Origin of the sequence: Haloprofundus salilacus (assembly GCF_020150815.1) — an archaeon.
Taxonomy (GTDB): Archaea; Halobacteriota; Halobacteria; order Halobacteriales; family Haloferacaceae; genus Haloprofundus; species Haloprofundus salilacus.
The window spans coordinates 352,654-369,868 of record NZ_CP083724.1 but is presented as its reverse complement, the minus strand read 5'-3'; the positions used below and the strand labels follow the sequence as shown (position 1 = coordinate 369,868).

Here is a 17,215-nt window from a genome sequence, read left to right as displayed (position 1 = left end):
CGCCGGCCGACTCCAGTCGGTCAAGGAGAACACCGCCGCGATGCGAGACCGGGAGTCGCTCGAAGGCGTCCTGTTCGCGCTCCCCTACCTGGTGGTGTTCTCCGTCTTCCTCCTGTTCCCCCTGCTGAAGGGGTTGTACATGAGCCTCTACGACTGGAACGCCATCTACCCCACGCAGTCGGAGTTCATCTTCCTGGAGAACTACGTCCGGATGATGAACGACCCGCTGTTCTGGAACGCGCTCTGGAATACGGTCTACTTCGTCCTGCTGACGGTGCCGCCGCTGGTGATTCTGGCACTGGGGCTAGCGCTGGGTGTCAACCGCCAGCTGAAAGGCCGGCGGTTCCTTCGGATGGTGTTCTTCAGCCCGTACGTGCTGACGGTGGCCGTCGTCGCGCTCATCTGGATCGAGCTGTACGCGCCCAGCTACGGCGTCTTCAACTACTACATCGCACAGCTTGGAATCAACCCGCCGAACTGGCTGAACTCGGCGACGTTCGGCATGCCCGCCGTCGCCATCGCGACCATCTGGTGGACGATGGGCTTCAACTTCGTCATCCTGCTGTCGGCGCGTCAGGGCGTTCCCGAACGCCTCTACGAGGCCGCGAGGCTGGACGGCGCGCACGGATGGCGGGCGTTCAAGGACATCACGTTGCCGCAGATGAAACCGGCGCTGCTGTTCGTCACCGTTGTCCAGTTCATCGGCTCGTTTCAGATATTCGGTCAGGTGTTCATCATGACCGGCGGCGGTCCCGGCAACGCGACAGACACCCTAGTGATGTACCTCTACAAGGCGGCGTTCAACCAACACGAGTTCGGCTACGCGGCCGCGGTTGGTTACTTCCTCTTCGTGGTACTCATCGCCGTCTCGTTGACCAACTACAAACTGGCAGGTGACTCCTCATGAGCACACAGACGAACGACGGACTGCGAGCGCGCCTCGAGAAGCTGTCGCTACGGACGGTGGGACTGTACGTCGCCCTCTACGGGATGGCGTTCCTGTTTCTCATCCCCTACCTGTGGATGATATCGCTGTCGCTGAAGCCGCGAGCGGAGATGTTCTCGAACGTGCCCCACTGGATTCCGTCGGAACCGACGCTCCAGTGGTACCAGTTCGTCCTCTCGGAGTCGCTCATCGTCCAGTGGACGGTGAACACGCTGCTCATCGCGGGCATCACGACGATAATCGTGCTGCTGTTCGACTCGCTCATCGCGTTCTCGCTGACGCGACTGGAGTGGCCGGGCCGCAACGCCGTGCTCAGTCTCATCATCGCGAGCTTCATGGTGCCTGCGTACGTCAACATCGTCCCGCTCTACACCCTTATCTCCGACCTCGGGCTCATCAGCAACTACGCGGGCGTCATCTTGCCGCTGACCGCCGGACCGCTTGGCGTCTTCCTGCTGGTGCAGTTCTTCCGGGACTTCCCCGACGAGCTAGAGGAGGCCGCGCGGCTCGACGGCTTCTCAACGTTCCAGATCTACTCGCGACTGATGCTGCCGATGATGAAGTCGCCGATGACCGCACTGGCGCTGTTCACCTTCGTCAGCAGCTGGAACCAGTTCCTCTGGCCGCTCATCGTCCTCCAGTCGGAGGGGTCGTACACGCTCCCTATCGGACTAGTGACGCTTTCGAGCAGCCAGGTGTTCCAACCGGGGCTGATGATGGCGGCGACGCTTCTCGCGTCGCTTCCGCTGTTCATCGTCTTCCTGCTTCTGCAGGACTACCTCATCAGCGCGGTCAGCATTCAGGGGACGACCGGATGACGGGGGAAGACGACCCGAAATCGGCGCGCCGACCCGCTGCCGGAGCGGCGGGGCGCGAGGCCGACTCGGAGGAGAAACACGACGCCGAACGGCTGGGCAAGGCGATCCGCCAGACGGGGCGATTCGCCTACGACAACGCGTTCGCACTCGTCGGGGTGAGCCTCCTGTGGACGCTCGCCTCGCTCCCGGTGGTCACCCTCGGACCAGCAACCGTCGGCGCGTACGCCGCGATTCGGTCGCTCCGCGCGGACGGACACGTCGACAAGCGGGACGTGCTCGCCACGGTGCGTAGGCAGTTCCTGCACGCGACGTTGCTCGGCGTGTTCCCGCTGCTGCTCGGCGGAGTAAGTCTCCTCTACGCCGCCGAGTTCGTGCGTGTCGGAACGACGCTCGCGCTCGTGCTGACCGTCCTGAGCGCCTACGCGACGTTTTACACCGTCCTGGTGTTGCTCCCCGCCTTCGTCGCGCTCGCTCGCGGCGAGTCGGCGCTCTCGGCGCTCGCCGAGGGCCGACGCCGTGTGTCGGGGCAGCCGACACTCTCGCTGGCGGTGGCGCTTCTCACCGCCGCCATCCTCGTCGCGACGGCGCTCACCACCGTCGGGTTCGCGTTCCTCTTCCCGACGCTCGCGTTCTCGCTGCATGCGTTTCTCTACGACGACCTGTCGGACGACACCGCGGGGGAACGCCGTTCTCAAACGCTGTATCGCGCTGAAACCGCACTCTACCATCACGAATGACGAACGATATCACTAAACGTGCCCGTCCATCGACGGGCGCAGACGAATCGTACCGCACCCGCACCGACCTCGACGGGACGTGGGAGTTCATCCTCGACCCCGACGACGAGGGTGAGACCTCCGAGTGGTTCCGAAACGGGGCCCGATGGTCGCCCGAGGACGCCGCCACCGTCGAGGTGCCGCACTCGTGGCAGGAGGACGAGTCGCTCCGCGAGTACACCGGCGCCGCCTGGTACCGCCGGAGCGTCGAACTCCCCGAGTTCGACCCCGAGGAGTACATCGCGCTGACGTTCGACGCCGTCGACTACGAGACGACCGTCTGGGTCAACGGCGAGCGCGTCGGCGACCACCAGGGCGGCTACCTCCCCTTCGAGTTCGACGTCTCCGAACAGGCGACGCCCGGCACCAACACAGTCGCTGTCCGCGTCCACGACCCCGAAGACATCGAGGAGATTCCGCACGGCAAACAGGGGAAGCCGTGGTATACGCGCGTCAGCGGCATCTGGCAGCGCGTCGGCGTTGAGGTGCGGCCCGCCGTCCACGTGGAAACCATACGCGTGACGCCCGACCTCGACGTGGACGCCGCCCACGTCACGGTCGACATCGCTAACGGCGACGAGGCGGCCATCCCGGCCGACCTCGAAGGAACAGTCATCGTCGAACATGACGGCGACATGGTCGCCGACGCGCGATTCGATGTCGAAAGGGGCGTCGGCACCGCGACGGTCGATCTCGACGACCCTGACTACTGGACGCCCGATTCACCGACGCTGTACGACGTACGCGTCAGCCTGGAGACGGACGACGAGGTCGTCGACGAGGCGACCGACTACTTCGGGATGCGGAGCGTCTCCCACGACGGGACGACGCTGCTGCTCAACGGCGAGCCGTTCACGATGCGCGGGGCGCTCGACCAGGGCTACTACCCCGACACGCTCTACCGGCCGTTCGATGAGGACCTCTTCGAGGAGGAGATTCGGACCGCGAAACAGCTCGGCTTCAACCTCCTGCGAAAACACATCAAACCCGCGCACCCCGACTTCGTCGAACTCGCCGACCGACTCGGCATCCTTGTCTGGGAGGAACCGGCGAACCCTGACCGTTACACCGAGCGCTCGAAGCGCGAGGTGAAAGAACAGCTGTTCGGCCTCATTGAGCGCGACTTCAACCGCCCAAGCGTCATCGCGTGGAGCCTCTACAACGAAGAGTGGGGCATCGGCGGGCACGAGGACGAGGAGCCGCTCTGGACCGACGAGGAGAAGCAGGAGTACCTCGCGGCGCTCTACGAGGAGACAAAGGAGCGCGACCCGACGCGGCTCGCCTGCGACAACTCCGGCTGGGCGCACGTCGCGACCGACATCAACGACTACCACCGCTACTTCGTCAGTCCCGACCGCGCGGAGGCGTGGGCCGACGACCTCGACAGCATCGAGTCTGACCCCAGTGCGAACTACGGCGTGACCGAGACAGACCCCGAGTCGACGCCCGCAATCGTCTCCGAGTTCGGCACCTGGGGCCTCTGCGACGTGCCGAAGCTGCTGGAGCATTACGACGGCGAACCGACGTGGTTCTCCCACGAATTCCTCGACGACGAGCTGAAGCGGCCCGAGGGCGTGCAGGAGCGCTTCGCTGAGTCGCCGCTCTCGGATGTCTTCGACGACCTCGGCAACCTCGCGGAGGCGTGGCAAGGTCGCGAGTCGGTCTCCGTCGCCGACGTTATTGGCGAGATGCGCGTCCGCGAGTCGCTCGCGGGCTACGTCATCACGGAGTTCAGCGACATCGAGTGGGAGTTCAACGGCATCCTCGACTACTTCCGCGACGAGAAGTCGTTTGTCGACGAGTTCGCGTCGGTCAACGCGCCCGTCTACGTCCGCGTCGAACCCGAATCCCGTGCCGTCTGGGCGGGCGACACCGTCGCTGTCGACGTAACGCTCGTCAACGACACCACCGTTGAAATCGACGGCCCGGTAACGCTTGACGCGTTCGACGAAACGGTCGACGTACCTGTCTCGCTCGACGGCTACGGCGTCGCTCGCGCGGAGACGGTCGAACTCGACGTCCCCGAAGAGGCGTCTGGTCCCGTCGACGTGGCGGCGACGCTCGGCGACGCTGACAGTGCAGACAAGACGTCAGCGTCGACCACCGAGACGCTCACCGTCGTCTCCCGCGACGCGGTTCGCGCCGACGCCGACGCGCAAATATACAGCGCTGAGGACCGCCTCACACAGTCGTTCGACGCACTCGGGTTCGAGACGGTCGCGAACCTCTCGGACGCCGACATCGCGGTCGCTTCGGGTTCCGTCTCCGATGACTTGGCCGCGTTCGCCGAATCCGGCGGCTCGGTCGTCGTCGTCCCGGACGTGGACGGCCACCTGCAGGACGACGCTGTCTTCGAGTACCGAACCCTCCCGGAGACCGAGAGCTGGAACCTCGTCGCGTCGCTGCTCTACCACGACGGCTCGCTGCTCGGCGACCTCGTCGACGGCGAGCGCCTCGACTGGGCGTTCGAAGGGCTCTACCCCTATGAAATCGCAACCGACGTGGACGACGACGACCGCCTCGACGTCGGCTACGTTGAAGGGTGGCTCGCCAACGAGGGCGCCGCCCTGCTCCGTCGCCCGCACGGTAACGGAGTCGTCGCCGGCTGTTGCTTCCGCGTCGGTGACGCCGACCAACCGGTCGGAGCGTACCTCCTAAGTACCCTAGTCGAGACGGTGGGGGTAGAATAGATGCGAATCACCGACTACAAACTGTTCGAGGTGCCGCCGCGATGGCTGTTCCTCAAGATTTCGACGAGCAACGGTACGGTCGGCTGGGGCGAACCCATCGTCGAAGGCCGCGCCAAGACCGTCAAGGCCGCCGTCGAGGAACTGCTGGACAACTATCTCCTCGGCGCAGACCCGATGGAGATAGAGCGCCACTGGCAGACGATGTACCGCGGCGGCTTCTACCGCGGCGGACCCGTCCTCATGAGCGCCATCGCCGGCATCGACCAGGCGCTGTGGGACATCAAGGGGAAACACTACGATGCCCCCGTCTACGAACTTCTCGGCGGACGGGCGCGAGACCGGGTGCGCGTCTACCAGTGGATCGGCGGTGACCGCCCCGCCGACGTCGGAGCGGCCGCCCGCGAGAAGATGGACGCGGGCTTCACGGCGCTGAAGATGAACGCTACCTCCGAGCTCAAGCGCATCGACACGCCCGCCGCCATCGCCGAAGCGGAAGAACGCATCGCGGAGGTCCGCAACGCCATCGGCGACGACGCCGACATCGGCGTCGACTTCCACGGCCGGGTGTCGAAGCCAATGGCAAAGCGCCTAGCGAAGGCTATCGAGCCGTACAACCCGATGTTCATCGAGGAACCGGTGCTCCCGGAGCACAACGACGCGCTCCCCGAAATCGCGGCGCACACAACGACGCCCATCGCGACGGGCGAACGGATGTACTCGCGCTGGGACTTCAAGGAGATATTCAAGCAGGGGGTCGTCGACGTCATCCAACCCGATCTCTCGCATGCCGGCGGCATCACCGAGGTGCGGAAGATCGCCACGATGGCCGAGGCCTACGACGTGGCGGTCGCGCCGCACTGTCCGCTTGGACCCATCGCGCTCGCCGCGTGCGTTCAGGTGGACGCCTGCACCCCGAACACGCTCATCCAGGAACAGAGCCTCGACATCCATTACAACGCCACGAGCGACGTGCTCGACTATCTCGTCGACACCGACCCCTTCGAGTACAACGACGGCTACATCGAGCTGTCGCGGGACCCCGGTCTCGGCATCGAGATAGACGAGGAGTACGTCCGCGAGCGCGCCCAGCAGAACGTCAACTGGCACAACCCCGTCTGGCGACACGAGGACGGCGGCATCGCAGAGTGGTGAGATGACCGACGCTCGATTCGAAGGATCGGTCGCGCTCGTCACGGGATCGACACGCGGTATCGGCGCCGGAATCGCTCGACGGCTCGCCGACGAGGGTGCCTCGGTCGTCGTTACGGGACGGACCGCCGAAGCCGGCGAGGCCGTCGTCGCGGATATCCGCGAGACTGGCGGCGTCGCCGAGTTCGTCCGCGCGGATATGCGCGACCCCGACGACATCGCGGCGCTAGTCGAGGCGACCGTCGACGAGTTCGGCCGCCTCGATCACCTCGTGAACAACGCCGGCGTCGAGACGAACACCGGAGCCGGCGAGGCGACGCTCGACGACTGGAACTTCGTCGTCGAGACCGACTTCCGCGCCTACTGGCTCTGCGCGAAGCACGCCGCCGAGCGGATGGAGCGCGGCACCGTCACCAACGTCTCGTCGAACCACGCATTCCTGACGATGCCGAAGATGTTCCCGTACAACGCGGTGAAGGCGGGTATCAATGGGATGACTCGCGCGATGGCGCTGGATTTCGGTCCCGATATCCGGGTGAACACCGTAAATCCCGGCTGGGTCGCCGTCGATCGAACCCTCGACGAGATGGACGACGCCGAGCGCGAACACCTCGAGTCGATCCACCCGGTCGGCCGACTCGGAGCGCCCGAAGACGTCGCCGGCGCCGTTGCCTTCCTCGCCAGCGACGACGCCGGATTCGTCACCGGCACGCATCTCCTCGTCGACGGCGGACGGACGGCGGTCATGCAAGACGACACGCTGCCGAACTACCGCGACTAGTTCGGCTCACCGTAGTTCGTTCCGAGCGCCTCGCCGGGGACGACTCCGGCGGGTGCGACGTCGCTTACTCTAGAACTGGCAGGTACGCCTCGTTCGCCGCGATGAGTTCCTCGGTCATCTCGTGAATCTCGTCGAGATTCAGGGCTGCGGCGGTGAGCGGGTCGAGTTTTACCGCGCGGTGGACCACCTCGCGGTCCCCGTCAAGCGCACCCTGCACTGCAAGTTGCTGGACACTGACGTTCGTCCGGACGAGTCCGACGAGTTCGGGGGGTAGATCGCCGACCGTACACGGGTGGATGCCCGTTCCGTCGACGAAGCACGGCACTTCGACGCAGGCCTCCGCCGGAAGATTTCCGATGGCGTTCGTCTCGTTGCTCACGTTGAGGCTGAACCGTCGCGGCGTGTCGGTCTCCAGCGAGTGGATGATGCGGGAGGCGTACTCCTCGGACCGTTCAACGGTGGCCTCCTCGGGGTCGATGTCCGCGAGCGCGCCGTCGCGCTCCTCCGAACGCCGCTTCCAGCCTTCCAGATACGTCGCTGTCGCCATCCGCTCGGCGTAGCCGGTGCCCTCCATCCGTTCGATGGTTTCGGCGTCAGTCCGGAAATAGGGAACGTACTCGCTGAGATGGTGGCTCGACTCGGTGGGGAATGCGCCGAAATGACGCATCATCTCGAAGCGGACGGTGTCGCGCTGGTACGTCTCGGGGTCGTCCATCGCCTCCTCCAGTTGCGGATAGAGGTCCTCGCCGTCGTGTTTGCACTCGAGGAACCACGCCATGTGGTTTATGCCGGCGACCCAGTAATCGAGTTCCTCCTTCGGCACGCCGACGTAGTCGGCGATGGCTTCCGCGGTGTGCGGGACACTGTGGCAGAGACCCACGGTTTCGACCTCGGTCGCCTCGAACAACGCCCAGCAGAGTATCGCCATCGGGTTCGTGTAGTTCATCAAGAGCGCATCAGGACAGAGCTCCTCCATGTCCGCCGCGATGTCGAGCATCGTGGGAATGGTCCGGAGCGCACGGAAGATGCCGCCGGGACCGAGCGTGTCGCCGATGGCCTGTTCTACGCCGTACTTCTCGGGAATGCGTATCTCGTTCTCGAACGGTTCGGTGCCGCCTACGTTGATCATGTTGAGCACGTACTCCGCGCCGTCGAGCGCTGCGCGACGGTCGGTCGTCGACTCGATGGCCGCATCGACGCCACTGTTTTCGACCATCGCCTCCGCGATGCGGGTCGTCTGTTCGAGACGGTGCTCGTCGATGTCCATCAGCGTGATGGTGCTGTCTGAGAGCTCCTCGAAGGAGAGAATGTCGCCGATGAGTTTCCGGGCAAAGACCATACTTCCGGCGCCGATGAACGTGATCCTAGGCATGTGAAACCGTTTCGCGAACGAAGTGTGATAAGCGTATCGTCGGCGGAGCGCCGGAAGAGCATCGGCCAAGCGCGACGGCGGACTTATTTGTGTCGGATTACCACATCAAAAGTACGATGGAAGTCGGAGTCTGCTACTTTCCCGAGCACTGGAATCCGAGTCGCTGGGCCGTCGACGTCGGACAGATGGCCGAGGGCGGCGTCGAGTACGTTCGCATGGGCGAGTTCGCGTGGTCTCGTCTGGAGCCGGAGCGCGGCGAGTTCGACTTCGCGTGGCTCGACGAAGTGCTCGAGCTACTCGACGAGCACGTGTTTGAGGACGCCGACATGACCGCCCGCGTCGACAGTACGGTCCGGCCGAGAGCAGGCGAGACAGTCCGTATCACGTTCGACGAGGAGGCGCTGTACCTCTTCGACAGTCGGACCGGCGAGTCGGTGAAAACCAAGACTGGCGACGTCGACATCGGGATGAGAGAGCTTCGGCCGGAGTAGCTCAGACGGCCGCTTCGCTGAGTAACCATCCTGCATCCATTTTTCACGTCTTATGCGTTTCTGAGACACATCTTCGCTTACGCGTTCGCGAACCACGTCGTCGAACGGTGGGCGGAGAGGATACCCTCGAACCGAACGTTTGAGTAGGTGGCCGCGAGAGTGAGACCGAACTGGATGCCACGAACAGGCTGACCAGCGATACTGGCGATTATGAGCGAAATATCAAAACAATCAGCGTACACACGAATCGCCGAAAACGGCGTCGTCGGCATCGTCCGCGGCGTCGACGCCGACCGAACCATCGAAGTCGTCGACGCGCTCGTCGCCGGCGGCGTCGACACCGTCGAGATAACCGCCGACACGGCGGGCGTCCTCGACACGCTCGAGGCGGTCACGTCGACATTCGACGACTCGGAGGCGCTCGTCGGGGCCGGAACGGTACTCGACAGCGAGACCGCCCGAGCGGTACTGATGGCTGGAGCGTCGTTCGTCGTCACGCCGAGTTTCGACCCCGGCGTCGTCGAGACGTGCAACCGCTACGGGGCGGTCGTCGCCCCGGGCGTGCAGACGCCGACAGAAGCCGTCCGGGCGTACGAAGCGGGCGCGGACCTGCTGAAGATTTTCCCCGCGTCGTCGCTCGGACCCGACTACGTCAGAAGTCTCGGCGGGCCGCTCCCGCAGTTGCCGCTCGTACCGACCGGCGGCGTCTCGCTCGACAACGTCGAGGCGTTCGTCTCCGCGGGAGCGACGGCCGTCGGCGTCGGCAGCAGCCTCGTCGACTCCGACGCGATAGCCGCAGGGGAGTACGAGGTGTTGACCGAGCGCGCAGAACAGTTCCGCGCGGCCGTCGACCGGGCGCGGACGGAGTGAGGCGGTTGTCGACGCCGTCGCCGGTCCGCGTCCGACGGCGATAGCTTTTCGGTCACGTCGTCCTCTTTGTACGACATGACACTCGCCGGCTGGATAGACCAGTACACTGACCGCGATTGGCAGCAGTCGACGGGGGGAACGGTTCGCTACGCGTTGATCGGACTTGGCTGGTGGACGACAGACGTCGCGCTCCCGGCAATAGCGGAATCGGAGTTCTGTGAGGCGACTGTCCTCGTCAGTAGCTCCGAAGAGAAGGCGACCCGAATCGCTGACGAGCACGGCGTTAACCACGGAATCAGTTACGACGAATATCACGCCGGAACCGCCGCCGAGGCGTACGACGCGGTGTACGTGGCGACGCCGAACGCGTTCCACCTCGAGTACGCCGAAACCGCGGCCGAACTTGGCAAGGGCGTCCTCTGCGAGAAGCCGATGGAAGCGAGCGTCGAGCGCGCTGAGCGAATGGTCGACGCCTGCGACGACGCCGACACCCCGCTGATGGTCGCCTACCGGATGCAGACCGACCCCGCGGTCCGTCGTGCGCACGAACTCGTCGAGGAGGGCTTCATCGGAAAACCGGTGCAGGTGTACGGAAACAACTCACAGCCGCTGTTGGAGATGATTCCCGACCGCGACCAGTGGCGCCTCGACTCCGAACTCACCGGCTACGGCACGTCGGTGATGGACCTCGGCATCTACTCGATAAACACCACACGATACCTGCTCCGACGCGACCCCGTGACCGTCGAGTCTCGAATGGCGTCTCACCACGAAGCGTTCGCCGACGTTCCCGACGAGCGGTCGTCGTTCATCGCAATGCTCGAAGACGACGTACAGATGGTCTGTACCGCGAGCCAGCGCGCGCACGCCGACACCCAGTTGAAGATTACCGGCACCGAGGGACAGCTCGAACTGCGACCGGCATTCCACGGCGAGTGTACTCTCCACGCGTCGCGGGGGGACGTGACTGTCGAGATCTCTCACGCTTCGTTCGAGGCAGTCGAGGAGATGCGAGAGGAGTTCGACTACTTCGCCGACCGACTCCTCTCGGGGAGAGAGGTCTACCCGGACGGCGAACACGGACTCGTCGATATGCGAACCATCGAGGCGATTCACCGCGCGGCCGAGAGCGGAGCGCCCGTCGATATCGGTCGGTGAGTCGAAAGTGGAGCGAGTTGACACTCGCACTGCCGAGTTCGGTCAAATACAAACATAAATAACTGTATTATATGGCGGTGCATTTGACTGACTGCGGAGGTTGACATCGTGTTTGCCTTCCCTTTTAGTTATTAGATTTCAGACTTTTTCTCTCGGCTCACCGACTCCGACGGAGCAACCGCCGGACGTGTCCCTCAGAGTAAGAGACGCCGAATTTCGACTCGACGTGGCGTCGGAAGAGCGCCGCAGTCCACTCGCCAACGTCGTAACCCAGTTTCGCCGGGGAAGTCGACGCATCCGCCCGAAGTTCCGCGAGATCGTCGGCATCCAACTTCGGCGGTCGGCCGGGACGGTCGTCGTCGCTGACGGCTGCTTCGACCGAACCGCCTTCGAACCGCTCCAACCAGGAGTACAGCGTTGAACGTGGGATACCGTACCGTTCGCTGAGATCGTCTACCCGCTGCCCGGCCTTGTATTCGAGCGCGACGACGAGGCGCTTCGCCTCCTTGGCGTCGTCGGCCTCCGACAACGCCGTCCGGAGTCGTTCCGCCGACACCTCGTCTAATTTTCCCATGCTCGGACTTCGGCTCGAAAGTCTAAATAATTTTGTTTGTGTGTACGGTCAGAAATGATGAATCATACCGGAGACACGAGCATTCAAGAAGGCGCAGTCGCTATCGGTAGAAGATGGAGACGGAACGCCGACGTCGACGCCTTTTCTGCGGTCTTCGGAAGCGTACGCCGCCGTCAGTGCGGGCACCCTCTCGACGGGACAACGAGAGGAGGGGATACTCGTGAGCGACGCGCCCGCGGAACCGGTCGAGATTCTGCTAATCGAGGACAATCCGGGCGACGTCCGACTCATCGAGGAGATGTTCAACGAAGCGACGGATCGCGCGGCGACGGTTCCCGAACCCGAGTCGGTCGGGACGCCGAACCTCCGCCACGCCGACCGACTGAGCGACGGGTTACGGCGACTCGACGGCGACTCGCGCGTCGACGTAGTGCTTCTTGACCTCGGACTGCCGGACAGCACCGGGATCGAGACGCTCGAAACCGTCCGAGACCGGTCGCAGGAGACGCCCATCGTGGTGTTGACCGGTCTCCACGACGAGACAGTCGGTGTGCGGGCGGTCCAGCAGGGCGCACAGGAGTACCTCGTCAAAGACGAACTCACGCCGCCCTTACTCTACCGGGCGATTCGACACGCCATCGAACGAAAGAAGTTCGAGCGAACCCAGACCGCGCTACACCGGGCGAGTCGCGACCTCGTGCAGACCGAATCGAAGACCGAGGCGAGTCGAGTCGCCGTCGACGCCGCCGTCGACGTACTCGACCATCCGGGAGTGGTCATCTACCTCTTCGACGAATCGGCGAGCGTGCTTCGGCCGACGGCGTATACTGAGTACGTCGAAGACGCGTTCGGCGAGGTACCGTCGTTCGGGCCGCGGGAGACGTCCGTCACGTGGGAGTCGTTCGTCGACGACGAGACGGTCGTCATCGAGGATCTTGGCGAATCCGAGCGGGCCAGCCCGCAGAACACGTTGTTTCGAAGCGGACTCTGGATTCCGCTCGGCGGACACGGCGTGTTGCTCATTCTCTCCGAGGGGGTCGGCAGCATCGACCAGCAGACGCAGCAGTTGGCCGACCACTTGGCGGCGACGACCGAGGCCGCGCTCGACCGCGTCGAACGTGAGGAGTCGCTCCGCGAACAGGAACGCGAACTGGCGACGCGGAATCAGCAGTTAGAGGAACTGAACCGAATAAACGAGCTCATCCGGGAGATCGACCAGGTGCTCGTCCAGGCGACGACGCGCGACGCGATAGAACAGGCCGTCTGCGAACTCTTGACGCAGACCGAACGGTTCGCCTTCGCGTGGATCGGTGAAGTCGCAGAGGAGACGCTCAGACCGCGCGCGTGGGCCGGAGACGACCGAGGGTATCTTGACGCGGTTTCGTTATCCATCGACGCCGACGACGGGCCGCCCGCGGTGACGGCGGTGTCGACAGAGGCGGCGGTGGTCGTCCCGAACGTCGCCTCGGACCTGCGCGGAGCGCCGTGGCGGAAAGCGGCCCTCGCGCGGGAGTTACAGTCGGTCATCAGCATCCCGCTTCGGTACAACGAGATGCCCTACGGGGTGTTGACGGTGTTCTCGGCCGAACCGGGGGCGCTCGACGAGCAGTCGAAGAACGTCTTCGAGGAGCTCGGAGAGACGATAGCGTACGCGATAAACTCCGCGGAGACGAGACAGACGCTTCTCACTGACACGGTCGTCGAACTCGAACTAGCAGTTTACGGGTCAGACGGCCCGATCAGACGACTCAGCAGTGAGGCGAAGTGCCAAATCGAGTACGGTGGGATCGTACCGCAGTCCGACGGGACGACGCGCATCTTCTTCAGCGCGAGCGGTGCACCCTCGAGCGCCATCGTCGCCGCCGCCGAAGACGTGCCGAGCATCCGGCGTCTGGACCTCATCGGCGAAGCCGACGGACCGGAGACGTACCGGTTCGAGGCGACGGTGTCCGGGCAGACGATTCCGTCCACGCTCGTCGAGTGCGGCGCTATCACTCGCTCGATTCGGGTCACGGAGTCCGCAGCGCAGGTCGTCGTCGAACTCCCGGACACCACCGACGTCAGGTCGTTCGTCGCTCGACTCGAAGAGCGATATCCCGGGACGGAACTCCGCGCGCGGCGCGACAAGGAGCGCGCCGACCGGACGGAACGAACGTTCGGAACAGCGCTCGAAACCGAACTCACGAGTCGGCAACTGGAGACGCTCCAGACGGCGTACCACAGCGGCTACTTCGAGTGGCCGCGCGACCGGACCGGCGAGGAAGTCGCCTCGACGCTCGGAATTACCCAACCGACGTTCAACGGCCACCTCCGAGCGGCCGAACGGAAACTGTGCGCGCTGCTCTTCGACGACGATCCGTCCTCCTCCGACGAAGGGGACCAACATACGTAGTGTCTTTCTAACGGGTGCCCTACCAGTGTTGGAGAAGTTGCTTTCCCCGAACGTTCCGTCAGTCGTAATATGGACACGATACAGGCGACCCCGGTCGGTAGCGTCAGACGGTTCTGCTACGACGACGAAATCAGCACGACGGTAGTGATGGCGGTTGCAGACGCGAAAGGCGTCGACCCGTTAGAGCTAGAGCCCATCTACTCCGTCATCGACCCCGACGCACTGAACAGAGTGTTTCAGCCGACAGTCGGGTCGGCGCGAGACTCGCTTGAACTCCAGTTTTCGATGGCGGGCTGCGACGTCGTCGTCCGCGGCGACGGCGAAGTCGTCGTGACGCCGCCGAAGTCGAGCGAGACGACGGCGGCCATCAGCTCACTCGAAAACTGAGATGGCCTCTCCCAGACGGGGCGAGCGGCGCGCATCCGTCGGTCAGTTCACGTGGCGGACGCAACGTGGCGGGTCCCCGCACCGTACGGCGCTGCACGGACGGTCACCCAGCGACCGCGAGTGCGAGCGTGAGTCGCCGATAACCACGAAAGGAGTCGGCGACGCCGCGGAGTGAGCAGCGTGCCCGCCCCAAAGAAGCGCTGCGAGTACTGCGGGTCGCCTATCGAAACCAGCGAGTGGTACCCCGTCGCGACAGTGCGCGACTCGAATGGAGAGTTGCAGATATACTCGCTCTGTAGCGACGAGTGCCGGGCGGCGTGGAACGCTGAGCGTTCGTCCGAGGCCCGCGACAAAAGCGAATGAGTAAGAGGACAGAACACCTGCATCACCTCTCGCTCGGGACGCCGTACGAGCCGATTCGACGAGAATAATTGGTCGACAGAGAAGACGTTGACCGGAGAATCGAAACCGAGTCCCCACGAAGCGAGCGCGACGAAATCGCACCTCGGTTGCCACAGGCCGTAAGCCCAAGTGCGTCGACGGCCGATTTGACCGCATGGACGTGGTCTCCAATCTCGTTTACCTCCTCGTCGTGCTCTGCGTCGGATTTCTCGCACGGTACGTCGGCCTCCTGAACGAAACTCGCGCGGACCGGCTCACCCAGTTCGCCTTCTACGTCGCACTCCCCGCACTCGTCTTCACGTCGACGGCCTCACAGTCGCTCGGAGACGTTCTCGAACCGCGTCTCGTACTCGGCTTCTGGACGGTGCTTCTCGCCGCCGCGGCGGTCGGGTGGGTTGTCCACCGCCGGAGGTCGTCCCCGTCGGTTCGCAGCGTCGCCGTCGTTCAGTCGTACCACTGTAACCTCGGGTTTCTCGGTCTCCCGATAGTCGCGGCGACGTTCGGCGACGTTGCCACCGCGAAAGCGAGTCTCCTCCTCGGCATCGGCGCGCTGACGCAGGTGCCGTTGACCATCGCAGTGCTCGTGTTCGTCAACAACACCGACGCGGACCTGCGCGACGAACTCGGCGGTCTCTTCACCAACCCGGTGCTCGCGGCGCTCTGCGTTGGACTGTTCTTTTCGGCGTTGGGCGTCTCGGTCCCCGGCGCCGTCTGGACGGGACTCGACGCGGTGGCACAACTCGCGCTTCCGGTCGCGCTCGTAGTCGTCGGCGCGTCGCTGTCGCTGGACGAAACGTCGGTCGACCTCTCGACGGTCGGGTCGGTCGTAGCGCTGAAGATGTTGGTGATGCCCGCTATCGCGCTGGCGACGTTCTCGCTGCTCTCGGCGGACGTGTCGACGACGCGGGCGGGCGTGCTGATGCTCGCGATGCCGACGGCCGTCTCGACGTTCATCTACGCGACCGAGCTCGGCGGCGACGCGAACCTCGCCTCCGCGAACGTCTTCGCGACGACTGTCGCGTCAGTCGGGACGATTCTCGTCGTGCTCCAGTTCGTAGGGTAAGTCGTCGCAGAGCGCTCGCTTCCAATCAGTACTCGCCGGCGACGATGTCGGCGATCCGCTGCCGGTCGAACAGCCGCTCCGATTCGGGAATCTCCGGGTACGGGTCGCCGTTTTCGTACCCGGGCCACTGGCCGAACTGCTCGGGGTACAGCTGCTTGGCCGTCATCTCCAACTGGAACAGGTTCATCAGCGGTCCTTGAACCGGATTGCCGGACGGATAGACGCGACCGTTCTGGACAGCGGTTAGCTGACTCCCGACGGGGTGATTTTCGAGCGTCCGACGAACCTGCGCGACGTCGTAGTAGGAGGCGATGCCGAACGGGTGGAGGATGACATCCGGGTCGATTTCGAGCATCGTCTCGTAATCGTACGTCGTCTCGTACGTTACGTCATCGGCGGCGAATGCGTCGGTCGCTTCGAGCGGGCGGGTGTGTGCAGCCGCGAACCCGGGGGCGTTGAGTTTCGACGGGTAGAACGTCTCCTGCATGAAGATAGCTACGCCGACCGAGGGTCGTCGGTCGGCGGGCGGGAGGTCAGTCCGAATCCGGTCGATTAGATCGTCGTGGACCGACCGGAGCGCCTCGAAGCGCTCCCGTTCTCGGAAGACCGCTCCGATCTTCTCCGAGAGTTCCCACAGCGTGTAGTACTCGTACTCGTCTCGGCACTCCTCGGGCGGTTGGCCGTGCGCGCGACTGTAGATGTTGCCGAACCACGGCGCGATGTTCTCGCGGATTTCGTCGATGTCGGACTGCTCCCACCCGTCGAACGAGAGGACGAGACACGGGTCGACCAGGTGGAGGTCCGAGTTCAGCTCGTAGAACAGTTCCTTGTCGATGTTGACCTCGCCGGAACCGGTGTTGAGTTGCTCCAGTCCGCTTCGGTCGAAGGAGACGCCGTCGAGGCGTTCGTAGTACGCGTCCAACGTGTTCCCGCCGGCGTCGGCGTCGAACCCGAGCGAGTTCACCGAGTCGCCGTGGCCGTACGCGACGGCCATGTCGGCGTACAGGAGGCTGTACACCATCACGTTCCGGGGGACCTTCTCGAACGCGACTTCGCCCGCCGGGGCCATCGTCACCGAGTAGGTGCCGCCAGATTCGGCCGTCGTCGACTCCGCACCACCGCTCGCCTCGTCCGTTCCGTGTGTGCTGCTTCCCGGAGTCGCCCCCGAGTCGGGACGTTCGTTGGCCGCGCAGCCTGCGAGCAGTCCCGCCCCGACGATTGCTCCGCCGTATTTGATGTAGTCGCGTCGCGTCGGTGCCTTCCGTCCCTCGGGAACGCCGTCCATGTTTTTAGGCTCGCCTAAAGGGTAAAACCACTTTCGGATTCTCTACCGGTTCGACCGTCGG

16 protein-coding genes are annotated in these 17,215 nt (G+C 64.3%); 13 read left to right on the top strand and 3 right to left on the bottom strand.

Annotation, left to right across the window (positions count from 1 at the left end; genetic code table 11):
• Positions 1 to 40 precede the first annotated feature (40 nt).
• Genes LAQ58_RS18390 through LAQ58_RS18365 form a run of 6 tightly spaced genes read left to right on the top strand, consistent with a single transcriptional unit; the run spans position 41 to position 7,160 of the window.
• On the top strand, positions 41 to 907 hold the full coding sequence (locus LAQ58_RS18390; RefSeq protein WP_425490749.1) for a carbohydrate ABC transporter permease: 867 nt from the start codon (positions 41 to 43) through the stop codon (positions 905 to 907).
• Positions 904 to 1,764, top strand: coding sequence for a carbohydrate ABC transporter permease (locus LAQ58_RS18385; protein ID WP_224450323.1), 861 nt, complete (start codon positions 904 to 906; stop codon positions 1,762 to 1,764). Before LAQ58_RS18390 ends, LAQ58_RS18385 begins: the two co-directional genes overlap by 4 nt.
• Positions 1,761 to 2,501: a DUF624 domain-containing protein gene (locus tag LAQ58_RS18380; protein WP_224450322.1), complete on the top strand. Its 741-nt coding sequence runs from the start codon at positions 1,761 to 1,763 to the stop codon at positions 2,499 to 2,501. Before LAQ58_RS18385 ends, LAQ58_RS18380 begins: the two co-directional genes overlap by 4 nt.
• The gene (locus tag LAQ58_RS18375; RefSeq protein ID WP_224450321.1) at positions 2,498 to 5,230 is read left to right on the top strand and encodes a glycoside hydrolase family 2 protein; all 2,733 of its coding nucleotides are present in this window, start codon (positions 2,498 to 2,500) and stop codon (positions 5,228 to 5,230) included. Before LAQ58_RS18380 ends, LAQ58_RS18375 begins: the two co-directional genes overlap by 4 nt.
• Positions 5,231 to 6,382 carry a galactonate dehydratase gene (gene dgoD / locus LAQ58_RS18370; RefSeq protein WP_224450320.1) on the top strand — a complete coding sequence of 384 codons (1,152 nt, stop codon included), beginning with the start codon at positions 5,231 to 5,233 and terminating at the stop codon, positions 6,380 to 6,382.
• A 1-nt stretch (position 6,383) separates the two neighbouring features.
• Positions 6,384 to 7,160: an SDR family NAD(P)-dependent oxidoreductase gene (locus LAQ58_RS18365; protein ID WP_224450319.1), complete on the top strand. Its 777-nt coding sequence runs from the start codon at positions 6,384 to 6,386 to the stop codon at positions 7,158 to 7,160.
• Between the two features lie 64 nt (positions 7,161 to 7,224).
• Here the strand turns inward: LAQ58_RS18365 and melA are convergent, their stop codons facing one another.
• The gene (gene melA, locus LAQ58_RS18360) at positions 7,225 to 8,532 is read right to left on the bottom strand and encodes an alpha-glucosidase/alpha-galactosidase (RefSeq protein WP_224450318.1); all 1,308 of its coding nucleotides are present in this window, start codon (positions 8,530 to 8,532) and stop codon (positions 7,225 to 7,227) included.
• Positions 8,533 to 8,648: 116 nt separating this feature from the next.
• Between melA and LAQ58_RS19020 the strand changes: the two genes are divergently transcribed.
• From LAQ58_RS19020 to gfo6, 3 genes are all read left to right on the top strand, one after another.
• Positions 8,649 to 9,023, top strand: coding sequence for a beta-galactosidase (locus tag LAQ58_RS19020; RefSeq protein ID WP_343217952.1), 375 nt, complete (start codon positions 8,649 to 8,651; stop codon positions 9,021 to 9,023).
• Between the two features lie 210 nt (positions 9,024 to 9,233).
• A complete protein-coding gene (locus LAQ58_RS18350) occupies positions 9,234 to 9,893 on the top strand; it encodes a bifunctional 4-hydroxy-2-oxoglutarate aldolase/2-dehydro-3-deoxy-phosphogluconate aldolase (RefSeq protein WP_224450317.1) in 660 nt (219 codons plus the stop codon).
• 75 nt (positions 9,894 to 9,968) lie between these two features.
• The gene (gfo6, locus tag LAQ58_RS18345) at positions 9,969 to 11,051 is read left to right on the top strand and encodes a D-xylose 1-dehydrogenase Gfo6 (protein WP_224450316.1); all 1,083 of its coding nucleotides are present in this window, start codon (positions 9,969 to 9,971) and stop codon (positions 11,049 to 11,051) included.
• A 157-nt stretch (positions 11,052 to 11,208) separates the two neighbouring features.
• Here gfo6 and LAQ58_RS18340 read toward each other — a convergent pair whose 3' ends face one another.
• Entirely contained in the window at positions 11,209 to 11,625 is a 417-nt protein-coding gene (locus LAQ58_RS18340; RefSeq protein ID WP_224450315.1) for a helix-turn-helix domain-containing protein, read from the bottom strand.
• Positions 11,626 to 11,845: 220 nt separating this feature from the next.
• Here LAQ58_RS18340 and LAQ58_RS18335 point away from each other — a divergent pair, with 220 nt between their 5' ends.
• The 4 genes from LAQ58_RS18335 to LAQ58_RS18320 all read left to right on the top strand — a co-directional run bounded on the left by LAQ58_RS18335 (position 11,846) and on the right by LAQ58_RS18320 (position 15,869).
• Entirely contained in the window at positions 11,846 to 14,017 is a 2,172-nt protein-coding gene (locus LAQ58_RS18335; RefSeq protein WP_224450314.1) for a bacterio-opsin activator domain-containing protein, read from the top strand.
• A gap of 69 nt (positions 14,018 to 14,086) precedes the next feature.
• Complete coding sequence (gene ddfA / locus LAQ58_RS18330; protein WP_224450313.1) at positions 14,087 to 14,404, top strand: DdfA family disk-determining factor; 318 nt, start codon at positions 14,087 to 14,089, stop codon at positions 14,402 to 14,404.
• Between the two features lie 180 nt (positions 14,405 to 14,584).
• Positions 14,585 to 14,767 carry a DUF7576 family protein gene (locus LAQ58_RS18325; RefSeq protein ID WP_224450312.1) on the top strand — a complete coding sequence of 61 codons (183 nt, stop codon included), beginning with the start codon at positions 14,585 to 14,587 and terminating at the stop codon, positions 14,765 to 14,767.
• Positions 14,768 to 14,960: 193 nt separating this feature from the next.
• On the top strand, positions 14,961 to 15,869 hold the full coding sequence (locus LAQ58_RS18320) for an AEC family transporter (RefSeq protein ID WP_224450311.1): 909 nt from the start codon (positions 14,961 to 14,963) through the stop codon (positions 15,867 to 15,869).
• Between the two features lie 25 nt (positions 15,870 to 15,894).
• On the opposite strand, the gene LAQ58_RS18315 is transcribed toward LAQ58_RS18320, so the two are convergent.
• Entirely contained in the window at positions 15,895 to 17,154 is a 1,260-nt protein-coding gene (locus LAQ58_RS18315) for an ABC transporter substrate-binding protein (protein WP_224450310.1), read from the bottom strand.
• Positions 17,155 to 17,215 lie beyond the last annotated feature (61 nt).